The organism is Streptomyces sp. NPDC001415, assembly GCF_053597395.1.
Genome location: NZ_JBSFIE010000020.1, coordinates 1 through 17,201, shown reverse-complemented (window position 1 = coordinate 17,201; position 17,201 = coordinate 1). Strand labels below are relative to the sequence as shown.

Below are 17,201 nucleotides of genomic sequence, written 5' to 3'. Positions count from 1 at the left end.
CCGGACTCGGGGCCGTGCACCCGGCTCAACACGGCGATGTTGTTGAACATTCCACCAGATTGGCGGGGTGTGATCTCGTCGGCGGGGGCTCGGGCGGGGCACGGGGCGCGGGGGGTGTCCGAAACGCTCTGACCGCTTCGTGGAACGTACTTGACTACACCTGTGTAGACGGCTCACAGGCTCTGTGATTAAGGTATGCCTTCGCTAACTGAGGCGAGGCACGCCTTTGCGGGGGTGGGGAGAACGGCATGTGGGACGACGCGTTTCCGAGCTTCTTGATCGGTTTGAGGGAGGGGCTTGAGGCAGGGCTGATCGTCTCGATCCTGGTCGCCACGCTCGTGCGGGCCGGGGCCAGGTCCCGCCTGCCGCAGGTGTGGACGGGGGTACTCGCGGCGGTCGCCCTGGCGATGAGCTTCGGTGCCGTGCTCACCTTCACCGCCGCCAGCATGTCCGGGACCGCCCAGGAGGCGTTCGGCGGCACGCTCAGCGTCATCGCCGTCGCGTTCGTCACGGCGATGGTGTTCTGGATGCGCCGATCCGCGCGCAGCCTCTCCGGTGAGATCAAGGAGAAGGTCACCGGGGCGCTCGCCATGGGCGCGGGCATGCTCGTCGTCACCTCGTTCCTCGCGGTGGGCCGCGAGGGCCTGGAGACCGCCCTGTTCCTGTGGACCACGGCCCGCGCGGCCGGCGAGTCCGCGGGCCCGATGGCCGGCGCCGGGACCGGCATCGTCATCGCCGCCGGGCTCTGCTGGGGCCTGTACCGCCGGGTCCTGAAGATCAACCTCACGAAGTTCTTCACCGCCACCGGCGCCGTCCTCATCGTCATCGCCGCCGGAGTACTCGGCTACGGCCTGCGCGACCTCCAGGAAGGCGGGGTGCTGCCCGGCAAGACCGCGTACGCCGTGGATCTGAGCCAGAGCGTCGACCCGGGTGCCTGGTACAGCACGCTCGTCCAGGGTGTGTTCAACCTGACGCCGACGATGACGTGGCTTCAGGTCGTCGCCTATGCCGGCTACCTCGGTGCGGTGATGACGCTCTTCGTACGGGGTGTGCGGACGGCTGCCGTGAAGCCTGTGGAGTCGGGGGAGTCCGCCAAGTCCGGCGCGGGCGAGCCCGCCGAGGCAGCCGCAGAGGGCAAGCCCTCCGAAGCCGGTGCCGAAGGCAAGCCCGATGAGCCCGAGGGGCCTGCGCGGCGCCGCCCCGCCTGGGTGATCCCGGTCGCTGTCGTCGCCGTCCCCGCCGTCGTCGCGGGTGCCATCGTCGTCTTCGGCGGGTCCAAGCCCGCCGACGCGCAGACGATCGCCGTGTCCGAGAAGGAGTGCGGCAAGGGATTCACCGCGCCGAAGCCCGGCCGCCAGACCTTCCAGATGCACAACACCGGCGACAAGGCATCCGAGGTCTACCTCATCGATCCGGCGAGCAACGCGGTGTACGGCGAGATCGAGGGCCTGGCCCCCGGTACCACCCGCGACCTGGTCGCCACCGTCGCGGGCGGCTCCTACGCCTGGCGCTGCGTGCCCACCGGTGGCAAGGCCGTGACCTCCGCGTCCGTGCGCGTCAGCGGCGGCGCCGCGGGCAAGGCGGTCGTGCCGGTCTCCGAGACCGACCTGGCTGCGCCCCTCACCTCGTACAAGCAGTACGTGAACCAGGGCCTGACCACCCTGGTCGCCCAGACCAAGCAGCTCAGCGACGACATAGCGGGCGGCAACCTCGACGCCGCGCGCACCGACTGGCTCACCGCGCACCGTACGTACTCCTCGCTCGGCGCCGCCTACGGCACCTTCCAGGACTTCGACAAGAAGATCAACGGGCGCACCGCCGGGCTCCCGGACGGCGTGACCGACAAGGACTTCACCGGCTTCCACCGGGTCGAGTACGGCCTGTGGCACGGCCAGTCGGCGAGCGACCTCGCCGCGCCCGCCGCCCGCCTCGCCGAGGATGTGACGGGCCTTCAAAAGGCGTTTCCCGCCCAGGACTTCGACGCTGCCGACCTGCCGCTGCGCACCCACGAGATCCTGGAGAACACCCTCCAGTTCGAGCTGACCGGCGACGCCGACCAGGGCAGCGGAACCACGCTCGCCACCGCCGACGCCAACCTGGCCGGAACGCGCGAACTCCTCGGAGTGCTGCGCCCCCTGCTCGCCTCCCGTGACGCGCAGCTCCTCCCCAGGGTCGACGCCGACATCGCTCGCGTGCAGAGGCTGCTCGACTCGGCCCACCACGACCAGAGCTGGACGCCCGTCGACAAGCTGGACGGCGCCGGCCGCGCCCGCCTGAACGGCGCGACCGGGCAACTGCTCGAAGACCTGGCCCCGGTGCCGGACCTCCTGGAGATCCGGAAGTCCGCCTGATGCACGCCGAACGACCTGCCGCACGCCCCGAAGGGAACTCCGACATGCCCGCCGAAACTCCTGCTCCGCAAGGCGGTTGCCCCGCCGGACGGCGCTCGTTCGTCAAGACGGCCCTGGGCGCGGGCGCGGCCGGTGCCGTCCTGGCCGGCGGGGGATTCGCGCTGAGCCAGACCGGTACCGGCGAGGCGCGCGCGGCCGGCACCGCCGACTCGGGAAAGGTGCCCTTCCACGGCGCCCACCAGGCCGGCATCGTCACACCGCAGCCCGCGGCCGCCACCTTCGTCTCCCTCGACGTCATCGCCGACAGCCGACGGGACCTCTCCGACCTGCTGCGCACCATCACCGAACGGGCCCGCTTCCTCACCGCGGGCGGCGCCCCCGCCGACCTCGGCGTCGGCGCCCCGCCGTCCGACAACGGCATCCTCGGCCCGGAGGTCCCCGCCGACGCGCTGACCGTGACGGTCGGCGTCGGCGCCTCGCTCTTCGACGACCGGTACGGACTCGCCAAGGCCAAGCCGGTCCGGCTCACGCCCATGCGGACCTTCCCCAACGACAACCTGAAGGCCGCCGAATGCCACGGCGACCTCTCGCTCCAGATCTGCGGCGCCCGCCAGGACGTGGTCCTGCACGCGCTGCGCGACATCGCCCGGCACACCCGCGGCGCCATGCAGATCAAGTGGCGCATCGACGGCTTCCAGAACGCGCCGCGCCCCACCGGCGCCCAGCGCAACCTGCTCGGTTTCAAGGACGGCATCGTCAACCCGGACGTGAAGTCCGCACGGGAGACCGACCGGCTGATCTGGGTCGGCGACGCGCTGGGCGAGCCGTCCTGGGCGGTCGGCGGCAGCTACCAGGTCATCCGCATCATCCGCATGCTCGTCGAGTTCTGGGACCGGGTCTCGCTCACCGAGCAGGAGAAGATGTTCGGCCGCCGCAAGGACACCGGCGCCCCGCTGGACGGCGCGGTCGAGACCGACAGCCCGAACTACGCGAAGGACCCGCACGGCAACGCGATCCCGATGGACGCGCACATCCGCCTCGCCAACCCCAGGACCGCCCAGACCGACAACACCCGTATCCTGCGCCGCGGTTACAACTACGACCGGGGCATAGACAACGTCGGCAACCTCGACATGGGCCTGGTCTTCTGCAGCTACCAGCAGGACGTCAAGCGGCAGTTCGAGGCGACCCAGGAACGGCTCATCGACGAACCGCTCGTCGACTACATCTCCCCGACGGGCGGCGGCTACTTCTTCGCGCTGCCCGGCGTCAAGGACTCCTCCGACTGGCTGGGCCGGGGCCTGCTCGCGACCTGAGGCCGAGCCTCCGTGCCGCGTCGGCGGTGGGCGCGCCCGGCCGCGTACGTGTGGCGGGACCACTGGTCGCGGCGAGTGAGCGTGGCTGAGGCCCGCTCAGCCGCGTTTACCGCCCGCGCCATTGGCCATCCCCGATCACCGGGGACGCGTTCGCGGACCGTGTCGGTCGCCGCGGGTTCGACGGCCGCCCGGGTTGTGCCAGGAATCCGGGGCTCCGCGCCCCGACAGGGATTAGGTTGACCGCATGAGCAATCTCGATCGCCAGCCCGCGCTCGCCGTCTGCGGCGGACGCGGATTCGTCGTGGCCGAGCCGGTGCGCGAGCTTCTCTCGCCCCGCACCGTGCAGCTCGGCGAGTCCACCGAGGTGCGCAGGCTGCTGCCGAACCTCGGCCGCCGGATGGTCGGCGCCTGGGCGTTCGTCGACCACTACGGCCCCGACGACATCGCCGACGAACCCGGCATGCAGGTGGCGCCCCACCCCCACATGGGCCTGCAGACCGTGAGCTGGCTGCACCAGGGCGAGGTGCTGCACCGCGACAGCCTGGGCAACCTCCAGACCGTACGCCCCCGGGAACTCGGCCTGATGACCTCGGGCCGGGCCATCAGCCACTCGGAGGAGACCCCCAAGTCGCACAGCCGCTTCCTGCACGGAGCCCAGCTGTGGGTGGCCCTGCCCGACGCCCACCGCCACGTCGAACCGCACTTCCAGCACCACGCCGACCTGCCGCACGTCACCGCGCCCGGCATCGACGCGACGGTCATCCTGGGCGAACTCGACGGCGCCGCGTCACCGGGCAGCACGTACACGCCGATCGTCGGGGCGGACCTGGCCCTCGCCGCAGGCGCCGAAACGCGGCTTCCGCTGAACCCCGATTTCGAGTACGCCGTCCTCGCCATGTCGGGCGAGGCTCACGTGGACGACGTACCGGTCCTCCCCGGCTCCATGCTCTACCTGGGCTGCGGCCGCACGGAACTCCCCCTGCGAGCCGTCTCCGACGCGGCCGTCATGCTGCTGGGCGGCGAGCCGTTCGAGGAGGAGATCCTGATGTGGTGGAACTTCGTGGGCCGCTCGCAGGAGGACATTCAGCAGGCCCGTTCGGACTGGATGACGGGGTCGCGCTTCGGCGAGGTGAAGGGGTACGACGGCGCCCCCATCCCGGCACCGGAACTCCCGGCAGTGCCCCTGAAACCGCGGGGGCGGGTGCGCTGAACTGGGCGTATGCCCGAGCGAACGTCGTCGAGCGCGCGGCGTAGTTGCTCGGCGGCGGGTATCGCGTTGGGGCACTGGGGCATGACCAGGATCTCGATCTCCATACCTCCACGATCGCGCGCGGCGCGTCCCGCCGCGCAGCCCCTGATCGTGGCGGCGGGTGACCGGAAGCAGCCACGGCGACGGTCGTTGTGCCGCGAGGAGGTCAGTCGTGGGGAGGGAGGTCGCCGAGCTGGTGGTCGGCGGACCGCAGGGCCTCGTCGACCAGGTGCTTGATGTGTCCGTGCCGCAGGGCGTAGATCACGCGGCGGCCTTCTTTGCGGGTGGTGACCAGGCCGGCCAGGCGGAGGCGGGCCAGGTGCTGGCTGACCGAGGGGCGGGCGACTCCGCATGCCTCGGTGAGGGTCGTCACATCCGCCTCGCCTTCGGCCAGGCGCTCCAGGAGGGCGAGGCGGGTGCGGTCGGCCAGCAGTCCCAGGACCTCCGCGGCCACGGCATACCGCTCCGCCGGTCCGCCTTCGTCTCGCTGTTGCGGGCCTTGCGCACCTGATAGGTGCATGCGTGCACTCATACGCACATAATGGTGCCGTGGGTGGCCGGTGTCCAACCGGCCTGCCCTGTCGACCCCTGATCCGGAAGGCGTGAGCTGTCGTGAGCGACCAGAGCACCCCCCACCAGCCTCACCGCCACGACCGCGGACACGACCATCAGCACGGCCGCCGAGAGCAGCAGCACCACGGCGGCCACGGTTCCGGAGCGGGCCGATGGCCGCGGTTCAGGCACCGGATCGCACACCTGGTCAAGCCGCACAGTCACGACGTCGCGGACAAGGTCGACTCGGCCATGGAGACGTCCGCCGAGGGGATGCGCACCCTGTGGATCTCCCTCGGTGTCCTGGGTCTGGCGGCCGTTTCGCAGGCCGTCGTGGTGGTGGTATCCGGTTCGGTCGCGCTGTTGGGGGACAGCATCCACAACGCGGCCGACGCGCTGACCGCGCTTCCGCTCGGCGTCGCCTTCATGCTCGGGCGGCGGGCGGCGACCCGCCGGTTCACCTACGGCTTCGGCCGCGCCGAGGACCTGGCCGGCGTCCTCATCGTGCTCACGATCGCCGCCTCGTCCGCGCTGGCCGCCTGGGCCGCGATCGACCGGCTGCTGAACCCTCAAGGAATCAGCCACCTGCCGGCGGTCGCCGCCGCTGCGCTGATCGGTTTCACCGGCAACGAGTGGGTGGCCCGCTACCGCATCACCACCGGCAAGCGGATCGGTTCGGCCGCGCTGGTCGCCGACGGTCTGCATGCCCGCACCGACGGCTTCACCTCCCTCGCGGTCCTGCTCGGCGCCGGCGGCGCCGCACTCGGCTGGCGCCTGGCCGACCCGATCGTCGGCCTCATGATCACCACTGCGATCCTCGCCGTCCTCAAGAGCGCCGTCCGGGAGGTGTTCCGCCGTCTGATGGACGCGGTCGACCCTGCCCTGGTCGACACCGCCGAAACCGCCCTGCACCAGGTCGAAGGCGTCCTGGAAGTCGGGGAGCTGAGGATGCGGTGGATCGGCCACCAGCTGCGAGCCGAGGTCGCCATCGTCGTGGCGGGCGATCTCAGCGTCCGCGACGCGCACCGGGTCGCCGTCGACGCCGAGCACACCCTCCTGCACGCCGTCCCCCGGCTGACCGCCGCCCTCGTCCACGCCGACCCTGCTACCAGCCACGACGAGGCGGACCCGCATACGCCTCTGGCGCACCACCACGCGCACGCCTGACGGCCCCCGCCCCTCACGGGAGACCGGGACGCCGCCTCCTCCTCACCGCCCTGGGCATCGGAGGCAGCTGACATGACCGGGCAGCGGCGTCAGGTGCCCGTCTGCCCGGGACCGTGTCGGGTGGGCCACGTGCGGGTGTCGCGCGGTTCGACGTACGGCTCCGTGCCCTCGGACAGCCCCCCGGCCATGGCCCGCTGGCGGGCGAGCTCGGCGTCGAACTCCAGGCCGAGGAGGATGGCCAGGTTCGACAGCCACAGCCAGACCAGGAAGACGATGACCCCGGCCAGCGCGCCGTAAGTCTTGTTGTACGAGCCGAAGTTGGCGACGTACACCGCGAATGCCCCGGAGGCGAGCAGCCACAGCAGCACCGCGAGGACGCTGCCCGGACTCAGCCAGCGGAAGCCGGGGCCGCGGACGTTGGGGGCCCGCCAGAACAGCAGGGCGAGCATCACGACGAACAGGCCCAGCAGTACGGGCCACTTGACCACGGACCAGATCATGACGGCTGTGTGCCCGATGCCGAGGACCCGGCCGGCGCGCTCGGCCAGCGGCCCGGTGAACACCACGATCAGCGCGTTCGCGGCGAGCAGGAGCATGAGGGCCAGGGTCAGCAGGATCCGCAGCGGGGTGAGCTTCCACACCGGGCGGCCTTCAGGAAGGTCGTAGACAGCGTTGGCGGCCCGGATGAAGGCCGCGACATAGCCCGAAGCGGACCATACCGCCGCGGCCAGGCTCACGGCCGCCACCAGCCCACTGCCACCGCCGCTTCCGCGCAGTTGCAGCACAGCCTGGCTCAGGAGGTCGCGCACCGCGCCCGGCGCCAGTTGCCTGAGGTTGTCGAGCACCGCACTGGTGGCGGACTCGCCGATCGCCCCGAGGAGGGAGACGAGCACCAGCAGCGTCGGGAACAGGGACAGGACGCCGTAGTACGTCAGCGCGGCGGCACGGTCGGAGAGGTCGTCGTCCAGGAACTCCCGGCCCGTGCGCCGCAGCACCGCCCACCACGAGCGGGCCGGCAGATCGGTGGGCTCGTCCGGAGCGGCCTCCTCGACCTCGGGGCCCGGACCGGCCGGCCCTCCCGCCTTCTCCGCCTCGCTCCGGCGCCGTCGCCTGCCCAGGAATGTCATACGGGCACGGGTTGCCCGCAGCGGGCCGACGAATCGCACGGGTTCTCCGGTTCCGCGACGCCCGCACCGTGTCGTACCGGTCGGGGATCGTAGGCAGGGCCCGCCTTCAAGGGCTTGGGGAGGAGCGGCGCTCGTGAGATGGTGAAAGTGATGGACCAGCCTGGTTCCGTCGGTTGAGGCTTCGGTGACCCGTCTGAAGCGGGCCGCAGCATGCACGCTGGTGCCGTATCGCGGCTTTGAACGCCGGACATGTTCACGGCACCCGCCGTGCTCCGGACCCCGAGTTCCCCTTTCCCATCCAGGGACTTGGTCTTCCAAGGCTGCCGCCCCCTGCCAGGGGAGAAGCCTCATGAAGCCCTACAACGCCCAGGTTCAGCTCCTTGGTTCCTTCGCTGTGCTGACCCTGTGCCCCGACGAGCCCGGCCGGCTCGTAAGCCCACCGGAGCGCCTGAGGCGCGTCCTGGCGCTGATTCCCGCCTCCGTCGAGGCCTTGGTGTTCGACTCCAGCCGCCTGTCCGACGAGGACCTCAGCCCTGCCACAGCGGCGGTCATGACCTGGGCGGCGGAGCGGCCGGCACCGCTGACGGTCGTCGCCTCGCCCGGCTTGGGCGCGGAGGAGGCGGACGCCGCTTCGCGTGGCGACCACCCGTCAGATTCCAGGCTGCCCTCACCTGCCGCTGTCCAGGAGATTCCGCCGGCCCTTGCGCTGCGTGCTCTGCGGCAGCGGGCCGCGGGCATCTCCCGTGCTCACCAGGAAGACCACCCGTGTGCGCGATGACGACCGACGTGCCGTGGTCCGGGATTCCCGCGCATCTGGCGGGCGCGGCGGTGGGAGTATGGAAGGACGGGCCTTCCGGCTGGAGGTGAAGAGCCGTGGCCCCTGAGCCACCCGAGGACGACGACGAGCGCCGCACGGTGCCCCGCAGAGCCCAGGACGACGGCGAGCGCCACACTGTGCCCGGCAGCGCCGAGGACGGCGACCGAATGAGCAAGTGGTTCGCAGGTGCCATCGGTGCCATGGCCAATGTGGAAGCGCCGGCGGCTCTGGGCCGGGTGTGCGTCGACCTCCTCGACATCAGCGGCGCGTCGATCTGTCTGTACGGCGAGGACCTGGGCGTGCGAACCCTGTGGTGGTCCAGCGACCGGGTGGCGGGTCGGCTCGCAGAGGCGCAGTACACCCTGGGCGAGGGGCCGTGCCTGACCGCCGTCTCCCAAGGCGCTCCCGTCTTCGCGGCCGATCTCACGCGTGGCCGGGATGCCGAACGGTGGCCGCTGTTCGCCCAGCAGGCCGTCGACCTCGGCGCGCGCGCCGTGTTCTGCCTGCCGCTGGGCGACGACGGACACACCTTCGGTACCTTCGACCTCTACCGGAGCACCCCCGGGCCGCTCTCGGAAGGAAACCGCTCGTTCGCGTTCCCCGCCGCCGAGGCCATCACCACGGCCCTGGTTGCCCTCCAGGTACACGGAGCCCGGACCGGAGTGGGTGACGCATGGGTGTCGGCGGCCGAGACGGAACACGAGGAGGTTCATCAGGCCACAGGAATGATCATGGTGCATCTCGGGGTCGACCCCACGCATGCGCTGGCCCGCCTGAGGGCCCACGCCTTCTCCCACGGACAGACCGTGACGGAGGCGGCTTTCGACGTCATCGCCGGGAGGATCAGGTTCCATGACTAGGCTCGCCCCCATCGACGGGCCGGAGCAGGGAAGCGGTGACATCGGCATGACCACCCGAGAGCAGCAGCTCACCGAGGCCTTCGTCGCACTCAGCGACACCTTCGACGACGCCGTCGACCCCCTCGTCCTTCTCGGCCGCCTCGTACGGCACAGTGTCGCTCTGACCGCCGTCGACGCGGCCGGCGTGATGCTCGTCAACGCCCGCGGATCACTGCGCCCCGCCGTCTCGACCGAGTACGCGACCGAACTCACCGAGATCTGGCAGGCCCAGATCCAGCAGGGCCCCTGCGCCGAAGCCTTCACCACCGGCCTCCCGGTCCACGCCGCCGACCTCGAATCGCACAAGGACCGGTGGCCCCACTTCGCCCTCCGCGCCCAGGCGGCCGGATACCAGAGCGCTCACGCCCTGCCCGTCTTCCTCCGCGGCCAGACCATCGGCGCCCTCAACCTGCTGGCCCACCACCCCGTCGCGCTCACGGCAGCGGAAACACGCCTCCTGCGCGCCCTCACCGACGTCGCCGCCACCGCTGTCATCTCCTGGGACCACCACCCGCTCGGCCCCCAGGACATCACCCGCCGCACCCAGTCCGCACTGTCCGGCAAAGCGCTCTTCGACACCGCCAGCGGCATGCTCGCCGCCACCGCCGACATCACACCCGCACAGGCGGGCAGCCACCTGCACGCCTATGCGCTACACCATCACCGGCGCCCGACCGACATCGCCGACGACCTCGTACACCGCCGCATCACACCCCAATCCGTCCTGCCGCCGGGCAGCCCGTAGGCCCAAGCCGTGCGGTCGCGCAGCGGACGCCGGACGAGGCCTCCGTTCGGTGCGGGCGGCTATCCGGGTGCTCGGACGCCGGTAGGCCTGGCAGGGGAGTGCCGTGTGACGCTTTGGCGCAGGGCCTTCTGCACGGGGGCGGGCGGGGGCGGGCCGTGGACGGTGTCCAGCAGGCTCTGGGCGAGGCGGTGGAGTTTGGTGTTGGTGTGCTGGGAGACGTCGACCAGGACGTGCCAGGCCTGGTCGGGAGTCAGCTGGTAGGAGGCCATGAGGACGCCACGGGCCATGTCGATGACCGGCCGTGTTTGCAGGGCTTCGCGCAGCTGGTCCGTTTCGCTCGGGGAGCTCGGGGAGCTCTGGCTGTGGCCGGGCGATTCGGGTTCCCGCTCGTACTGGACCGGGGAGGGCGTCTCCGTGCCGAAGGTGAGCCCGCTGGCCGCGGTGAGCAGGTCGAGGGTGTGGGTGAAGGTGAGCAGCCGTATCAGGGGGGCGCCGGCGGCGCGCACCATGAGGGTTTTGTCCTGGTCGAGGGCGCGGTGGCGGACACGTAGCAGGGCGTTGAGGCCGCAGCAGTCACAGAAGGTCACGCGGCTCAGATCGAGGTCGATTCCGCTGCGTGATGTGTCCAGAGCCGCAGTGAGCACGCTGTTCAGCTGCGAGGCGGTATCAATGTCGATTTCACCGGACACGACGACGATCACACGGTCGTCGCACGGGTACATCGCCGCTTCGAGGTCTGGCGTCAGCGGGCAGCCGGCGGGCTCCGCCGTGAGCCGTGTGCAGGGGTCGCTGATGCCGGCCCGGTTCGTGGCAAGTCTCTGGTCGGCCATGGCACCGCTCCCCATGCCTGAGGTGGACCTCGCTCCTACGACTACCAGGCTCCGCCCGTCGGCATCACCCGTCAAGTGATACATGAAATCGACTTCGTCCACTGGAAGGCGCGAAATGCTCGTCGTACGGTGGGGGCATGGGCCTGGTACCTGAACCGCACAGCGGTTGGACATTCCTGACCAACCACGCCCGGGTGATGGTGGCGATCGCGGACAACCCCCGTGCACGCATCCGCGACATCGCCGCGTACTGCCGACTCACTGAACGGGCGGTGCAGAGGATCATCACCGACCTGGAAACCGACGGCTACCTGTCCCGCACCCGCAACGGTCGGTCCAATGCCTACCGCATTCAGCCGGACACCCCGCTGCGCCATCCGGCCGAGGAAGGCCTGAGTGTGGCCACGCTGCTGTCCGTCCTCGCCCACCGCACCGCCCACCGCACCGCCCACCCTGAGCGCGTCACCGCCGATCCCACTCATGTCTGACAGCGCTGTGACCCGACGTGTCGGTGATGTGCTCGACATGCTCGCTGGACCAGCGGGACAGGTCGGTGGCCACGTGGCGCAGTACACGTCGCTCTGGATGGCCGCATGGACAACAGGTGCCCGTTTCCCATGCCGGGCATAGGGGCATGCTCACGCCCTATCCGCCGGGCATCCCCGCGGCGCTGCCCGGCGAACGGCTCAACGCGGACGTCCTGAGGTATCTGCGCAGCGGCATCGACGCGGGCATGGTCGTCCCGGACGCGGTGGACTCGCAGGTGCGCAGCGTACGGGTCGTGGCGGACGACTGACCGAGACGACTGACAGAGACGGCCGACCAGTGGCACGTTCCGCTCCGCCGTACGGTCGACTCCAAGCCGAAGCCGAAGCCGAAGCCGGGTCGGCTCGACGGCAGAAGGCGACACAGCTCTTCCCATCCCATCGAACTCATCCGGGCCCATCCGGGTCTGAACGCAAGGAATCATGGTGACCGGCACACCCGTTCCGTTGAGCCCCGCGAACCTCCCTCCACCGCAGGCGCTGCGTGAGTACGCGCTGATCGCCGACGGGGAGCGGGGAGCCCTCATCGGACCGCACGGGGACATCGCCTGGATGTGCATGCCGCGCTGGGACTCCGACGCCGTGTTCAGCACCCTCATCGGCGGGCCCGGTCACTACGCGCTCGGCCCCGTCGGCCGGTACGTCTGGGGCGGCTACTACGAGAACGGCACCCTCATCTGGCGCAGCCGCTGGATCACCGAGCACGGCATCGTGGAGTGCCGCGAGGCCCTCGCCCTCCCCGCGGACCCGCACCGGGCCGTCCTGCTGCGCCGGATCCACGCCGTCTCCGGGGTAGCCCGTCTCACCGTCAGCCTGGCACCCGCCGCCGGTTTCGGCTCCGAGCGGTCCCACCTGCCGCACCGTGACGAGGACGGCACGTGGAGCGCCCGCACCGGAAGCCTGCGCTGGCGCTGGAGCGGCGTACCGGAAGCGCGTCCCGCCCGGTTCGGCCACCGCGGTGGCCTGGCGGCCGCGCTGACACTCCAGCCGGGCGAGCGGCGCGACCTCGTCCTGGAAATGTCGGAGCACGCTTTGCCGGACGCCCCTGACGCGGGCAGCCTGTGGGACGGCACGAAAGCGGCCTGGGCCGGCGAAGTCCCCTCCCTTGAACACACGCTCGCACCCGAGGACGCACGGCACGCCTATACCGTGATGCGCGGCCTCACCAGCGCGTCGGGCGGCATGGCCGCGGCCGTCACCACCAGCCTTCCGGAACGGGCCGAGGCCGGGCGCAACTACGACTACCGCTATGTCTGGATCCGCGACCAGTGCTACGCCGGGCAGGCCGTGGCTGCCGCGGGCGCCCACGCCCTGCTGGACGACGCCGTACGTTTCGTCGCCGCCCGCCTCCATCAGGACGGGCCCGCGATGGCGCCCGCCTACACGGTCACCGGGGAGCCCGTCCCCAGCCCGCGCGAGCTCGGTTTCCCCGGCTACCCCGGCGGCGGCAGCCGAGTGGGGAACCGGGTCAGCCGCCAGTTCCAGCTCGACGCCTTCGGTGAGGCGCTGCTCCTGTTCGCCGCCGCCCACCAGCACGGCCGCCTGGACGCCGACGGCTGGCGGGCGGTGGACATCGCCGCCGACACCGTCGCCCGGCGCCGCGGCGAAGCCGACGCGGGCATCTGGGAACTCGACGAGCAGCACTGGACCCACAGCAGGCTGATCTGCGCCGCGGGGCTGCGGGCCGTCGCCCAGGTGGCCCCGTCCGTCGGCAAAGCCGCCGCCTGGGCCTCCCTCGCCGACACCATCCTCGCGGAGACGACCGCGAACAGCCTTCATCCGTCGGGCCGTTGGCAGCGGTCCACGCGCGACAGCGCACTGGACGCCGCACTGCTGGTGCCGCCGCTGCGCGGAGCGCTGGCGGCCGACGACCCGCGCACCGTCAGCACCCTGCGCGCCTACACCACGGAACTCACCCGTGACCACTACGCCTACCGCTTCCGCCACGACCAGCGCCCGCTGGAAGAGGCCGAGGGCGCCTTCCTGCTCTGCGGCTACCTGATGGCGATGGCCGAACACCAACACGGCAACCAGGCCGAGGCCGTGCGCTGGTTCGAACGCAACCGTTCCGCCTGCGGTCCGCCGAGGAGTACGGCATCAGCCAGCGCCAGCTCCGCGGCAACCTGCCCCAGGCCTTCGTCCACGCCATCATGCTGGAGAGCGCCGTCCGCCTCACCGCCCCGCCCGGCCCCCGTCCATGACGAGGGAGGTGCGGAAGGTGCCCCAGTTCGCTGACCCTCTCCTCGATCTGGCGCGCCGCCGCCGGGAACCCGCGGTGGTGCAGACCCTGCGATCCACGGCGGCCGCGGTCATCTCCTATGTGGTGGCTCTCCAGCTGAGCAGCGAACCCGCACCGCTCACCGCGCCGTTGACGGCTCTGCTCGTCGTGCAGGTCACCCTCTTCACCACCCTCGTCACAGCCGTGCGCAGGGTGAACTCCGTGGTGGCGGGCGTGCTCCTGGCCATCGGCTTCAGCTCCCTGGTGGGCCTGACCTGGTGGAGCCTGGGGTTGATCATCCTTGTGGCGCTGGTGGTGGGGCGCTTCGTGAAGGTGGGTGAATTCGTTCCCGAGGTGGCGATCAGCGCGATGCTCGTCCTCGGTGTGACACGGGTTTCGGCGACCGCCTGGGACCGCGTCCTGGAGACACTGATCGGCGCCGGGGTCGGCATGCTGTTCAACGTGCTGCTCGCGCCGCCCGTCTGGGTCGAGTCCGCGGGCGGGGCCATCGAGGAGCTCGCCGCTCGGATGCGGCGGCTGCTGCTGGACCTGGGGGAGGAGGTCGGCGGTCACACGCCGGTGGCGCAGGCGGCCGCGCGGCTGCACGAGGCCCGGCGGCTCGACCACGACATCGTGCGGGTGGACGCCTCGCTGCGACAGGCCGAGGACAGCCTCCGGCTCAACCCGCGCGTCAAAGAAGGGCTGCTGTCGCGGGTGGTGCTGCGCACCGGTCTCGACACCCTGGAGATCTCGGCGGTGGTGCTCCGAGTGGTGTGCCGGTCCTTCACCGACCTCGCCAAGGAGCGTACGGAGGAACGGCTCTTCGAGCCGGAGGTGGGGCACGCCTTCAAGGACGTCTTCGAGCATCTGGCCCGGGCCGTGCAGAGCTTCGCCGTACTGATCACCACGCAGGTCAGCGCCAACGCCGAGGAAGCGGAGGAACGGCTGGCGGCCGAGCTGTCAGCTGGGCGCGCGAGCCGGGACCGGGTCGCCGATCTCCTGCTCGCCCAGGTGCGGCGGCACCCCCGGCAGTGGCAGTTGCACGGCGCGCTGCTCGCGGAAGTCGACCGGGTCCTCGACGAACTCGACGTGGAGAAGCGCTCGCAGCGCCTGGTCGAGGAACTCGACCGGCAGTCGCGAGAACAGCGGGAGCGCTATCGCCTCGTCGGCCGCGTCCGACAGCGCCTGCGGCTGCGGGAGCCGGAGGAGGAGCGGCCTGCCTGACCCCGGTCGCGCCCCCCTGAGCACGGCCGCGAGTCGGCCGGCGTACGGGGCCGGGGGCAGCATTCGTACTCGGGCATCGCGGAGCCACCTCAGGCGGTGTTGCTTCGGTCTGTGATGAGGTCGAGTACCGCGGGGATGCCGCCGTGGGTGAAGGCGTGGAGTTGGCGGTCTGCTCCGGTTCCTTCGCGCAGGAGCCGGTGCAGGAGGGAGTTGACTTGTCGTGTGTCGCCGGCGGTTTCGAGGGCGGGGTGGATGTGGGTGGCGAGTGTGCAGATGACGTCGCCGCATTTGCGGAGGTGTCCGGTGGGGTCGATGAGTTTGCCGGTGAGGCCGTCGCGGGCGGCGCGCCAGGTGGCTGCCTGGAGGAGTTCGGCGGGGAGTTCCGGGAGGGGCTCGCCGTCCTTTTCCTCGCGCATCGCGGTTGTCACCAGGGCTCGTACGATTCCGGCGAGCATGACGGTCTCGTCGACCCTCAACTGGACGTCCAGGCAGCGGATTTCGATGGTGGGGTAGCGGTCGGAGAGGCGGGCGTGCCAGTAGAGCTGGCCGTTGTCGAGGATGGCTCCGGCGGCGTTGAGGGCGTTGACGCGGGTCTCGTAGTCGTCGATGCCGGCGAAGGGTGGCGGGGGACCGCTGACCGGCCATCGGCTGAAGACGGGGGTGCGCCAGCTGGCGAATCCTGTGGGGCGGCCGTCCCACAGGGGGGAGTTGACCGACATGGCGAGGAGGGTGGGGAGCCAGACGCGGATGCGGTTGAGTACGGCGATGCCGGTTTCGCGTTCGGGGATGGCGACGTGTACGTGCATGCCGTTGATGAGTTGCTCGTCGACGAGTTGCGCGGCATTGGTGTGCATGGCCTGATAGCGCGGTTGGTCGGTGACGGGCACGGGGGCCGGGCCGGCGCAGGGTGCGGCGGCGACGGGCGCCAGGCGGCAGCCGAGGTCTTCGGCGGCGGCCGCGACCGCGTGGCGCAGGCGCAGCAGATGGCCGCCCGCCTCGTCCAGCGTGGTGCAGACGGGGGTCGCCACCTCCACCTGGGCCTGGAGCAGTTCTGGCTGGACCTCCCCGTCGTCGACCACGGGCCCGAGGTCGGCGGCGGCGCGTACCTCTTCCGACAGGGCGACGGGAAGGGCGGTGACCGGGTCCACCAGCAGGTACTCTTCCTCGATCCCAAAGGTGATCATGGCTTCCGGGCAGCCCGTGGATGCCCCGCGAACCGGTTCCACGGCGGTGGTGCCGCCTTCGAGTACGACGTCGACAGGGCCCTCGACGAGCGGGGGCCCCTCGCGGCGCGGCTGGACGCGCACGGTTTCGTCAGACGAGCCGTTCGGCACGGATCACCACCAGTTCCTCTGTCGTCTCAGCGTCGTCGATCAGCCCCTGCCGCGCCAGCCATGCGCTGGACGAACGGAAGATCCCCGTCTGTTTCGGGTCCGCATTTCGAGGAAGGCGACAGAGAGGTACCGGTGAACGGTCCAGGCCGATAGCAGCCCGAATGTGAAATGGAGTGAAGCAGTGGCTGTCGTGAAGAGTTCGCTGTCCGACTCGGAACTGAAGGTGGTCGGCTCGGCACTGCAGGGAGCGCTCGTCGATCTGGTCGATCTGTCCCTCGCGGCCAAGCAGGTGCACTGGAACGTGGTCGGCCCGCGGTTCCGCTCCGTACACCTCCAGCTCGATGATGTGGTGACCACGGCGCGGCAGCACTCGGACACCGTGGCGGAGCGCGCCGCGGCGCTCGGAGTGAACCCGGACGGCCGCGCCGCGACCGTGGCCGCCGGCAGCGCGATCGGCACGGTTCCCGAAGGCTGGATCAAGGACTCCGAGGCGGTGGAGGCCATGGTCGTGGCCCTGGGCAGGATCGTGGACCGGATGCGTGAGCGCATCGCGGCCACCGACGAGCCCGACCCCGTGAGCCAGGACCTGCTCATCACCTTGACCGCGGACCTGGAGAAGCACGCCTGGATGTTCCAGGCGGAGAACAGCTGAATGCGCGGGCCCACACGGGCGGGGCGGCCTGAGCGGGCCGCCCCGCCCGTGTCACCCGGCCCGGACAGGATGCCGAGATGCCGGGCGAGCCGAGCTGTATGAGGGTGGATGTGCGGTCAGAGCCGGTGTCCGAACCCCGCCCGGGTCCGCGCGGGGGGGGGGGAACGGCGGGAGG

The 17,201-nt window shown here is 71.0% G+C and carries 15 protein-coding genes and 1 pseudogene; 12 read left to right on the top strand and 4 right to left on the bottom strand.

Features of this window, described 5'->3' with window-relative positions; genetic code table 11:
• The first annotated feature begins 248 nt into the window (after positions 1-248).
• From efeU to ACWC2B_RS24585, 3 genes are all read left to right on the top strand, one after another.
• Complete coding sequence (gene efeU, locus ACWC2B_RS24595) at positions 249-2,351, top strand: iron uptake transporter permease EfeU (protein WP_450720033.1); 2,103 nt, start codon at positions 249-251, stop codon at positions 2,349-2,351.
• A gap of 44 nt (positions 2,352-2,395) precedes the next feature.
• Positions 2,396-3,667: an iron uptake transporter deferrochelatase/peroxidase subunit gene (gene efeB / locus ACWC2B_RS24590; RefSeq protein ID WP_450720031.1), complete on the top strand. Its 1,272-nt coding sequence runs from the start codon at positions 2,396-2,398 to the stop codon at positions 3,665-3,667.
• Positions 3,668-3,911: 244 nt separating this feature from the next.
• A complete protein-coding gene (locus ACWC2B_RS24585; protein ID WP_450720029.1) occupies positions 3,912-4,877 on the top strand; it encodes a pirin family protein in 966 nt (321 codons plus the stop codon).
• A gap of 205 nt (positions 4,878-5,082) precedes the next feature.
• Here ACWC2B_RS24585 and ACWC2B_RS24580 read toward each other — a convergent pair whose 3' ends face one another.
• The gene (locus ACWC2B_RS24580) at positions 5,083-5,448 is read right to left on the bottom strand and encodes an ArsR/SmtB family transcription factor (RefSeq protein ID WP_450720027.1); all 366 of its coding nucleotides are present in this window, start codon (positions 5,446-5,448) and stop codon (positions 5,083-5,085) included.
• 80 nt (positions 5,449-5,528) lie between these two features.
• Between ACWC2B_RS24580 and ACWC2B_RS24575 the strand changes: the two genes are divergently transcribed.
• The gene (locus ACWC2B_RS24575) at positions 5,529-6,635 is read left to right on the top strand and encodes a cation diffusion facilitator family transporter (protein ID WP_450720025.1); all 1,107 of its coding nucleotides are present in this window, start codon (positions 5,529-5,531) and stop codon (positions 6,633-6,635) included.
• Between the two features lie 89 nt (positions 6,636-6,724).
• On the opposite strand, the gene ACWC2B_RS24570 is transcribed toward ACWC2B_RS24575, so the two are convergent.
• Positions 6,725-7,762: a YihY/virulence factor BrkB family protein gene (locus tag ACWC2B_RS24570; protein WP_450720023.1), complete on the bottom strand. Its 1,038-nt coding sequence runs from the start codon at positions 7,760-7,762 to the stop codon at positions 6,725-6,727.
• Positions 7,763-8,111: 349 nt separating this feature from the next.
• Between ACWC2B_RS24570 and ACWC2B_RS24565 the strand changes: the two genes are divergently transcribed.
• The 3 genes from ACWC2B_RS24565 (at position 8,112) to ACWC2B_RS24555 (ending at position 10,223) form a co-directional block, all read left to right on the top strand.
• Positions 8,112-8,540 (top strand): hypothetical protein, encoded by a 429-nt coding sequence (locus tag ACWC2B_RS24565; protein ID WP_450720021.1) that lies wholly within the window; start codon positions 8,112-8,114, stop codon positions 8,538-8,540.
• A 95-nt stretch (positions 8,541-8,635) separates the two neighbouring features.
• Complete coding sequence (locus ACWC2B_RS24560; RefSeq protein WP_450720019.1) at positions 8,636-9,439, top strand: GAF and ANTAR domain-containing protein; 804 nt, start codon at positions 8,636-8,638, stop codon at positions 9,437-9,439.
• The gene (locus tag ACWC2B_RS24555) at positions 9,432-10,223 is read left to right on the top strand and encodes a GAF domain-containing protein (RefSeq protein ID WP_450720017.1); all 792 of its coding nucleotides are present in this window, start codon (positions 9,432-9,434) and stop codon (positions 10,221-10,223) included. The genes ACWC2B_RS24560 and ACWC2B_RS24555 overlap by 8 nt, the downstream gene beginning before the upstream one ends.
• 59 nt (positions 10,224-10,282) lie before the next feature.
• On the opposite strand, the gene ACWC2B_RS24550 is transcribed toward ACWC2B_RS24555, so the two are convergent.
• Positions 10,283-11,053, bottom strand: coding sequence for an ANTAR domain-containing protein (locus ACWC2B_RS24550; protein WP_450720015.1), 771 nt, complete (start codon positions 11,051-11,053; stop codon positions 10,283-10,285).
• A gap of 137 nt (positions 11,054-11,190) precedes the next feature.
• Between ACWC2B_RS24550 and ACWC2B_RS24545 the strand changes: the two genes are divergently transcribed.
• The 4 genes and pseudogenes from ACWC2B_RS24545 (at position 11,191) to ACWC2B_RS24530 (ending at position 15,040) form a co-directional block, all read left to right on the top strand.
• Complete coding sequence (locus tag ACWC2B_RS24545) at positions 11,191-11,541, top strand: helix-turn-helix transcriptional regulator (protein ID WP_450720013.1); 351 nt, start codon at positions 11,191-11,193, stop codon at positions 11,539-11,541.
• A gap of 146 nt (positions 11,542-11,687) precedes the next feature.
• Positions 11,688-11,849: pseudogene (locus ACWC2B_RS24540) on the top strand (Orn/Lys/Arg family decarboxylase); the annotation flags it as partial.
• Positions 11,850-12,021: 172 nt separating this feature from the next.
• Positions 12,022-13,833 (top strand): glycoside hydrolase family 15 protein, encoded by a 1,812-nt coding sequence (locus ACWC2B_RS24535; RefSeq protein ID WP_450720011.1) that lies wholly within the window; start codon positions 12,022-12,024, stop codon positions 13,831-13,833.
• On the top strand, positions 13,796-15,040 hold the full coding sequence (locus ACWC2B_RS24530; protein WP_450720009.1) for an aromatic acid exporter family protein: 1,245 nt from the start codon (positions 13,796-13,798) through the stop codon (positions 15,038-15,040). The genes ACWC2B_RS24535 and ACWC2B_RS24530 overlap by 38 nt, the downstream gene beginning before the upstream one ends.
• A gap of 89 nt (positions 15,041-15,129) precedes the next feature.
• On the opposite strand, the gene ACWC2B_RS24525 is transcribed toward ACWC2B_RS24530, so the two are convergent.
• Positions 15,130-16,224: a carboxylate-amine ligase gene (locus ACWC2B_RS24525; RefSeq protein ID WP_450720223.1), complete on the bottom strand. Its 1,095-nt coding sequence runs from the start codon at positions 16,222-16,224 to the stop codon at positions 15,130-15,132.
• A 331-nt stretch (positions 16,225-16,555) separates the two neighbouring features.
• Between ACWC2B_RS24525 and ACWC2B_RS24520 the strand changes: the two genes are divergently transcribed.
• A complete protein-coding gene (locus ACWC2B_RS24520) occupies positions 16,556-17,026 on the top strand; it encodes a Dps family protein (protein WP_450720007.1) in 471 nt (156 codons plus the stop codon).
• Positions 17,027-17,201 lie beyond the last annotated feature (175 nt).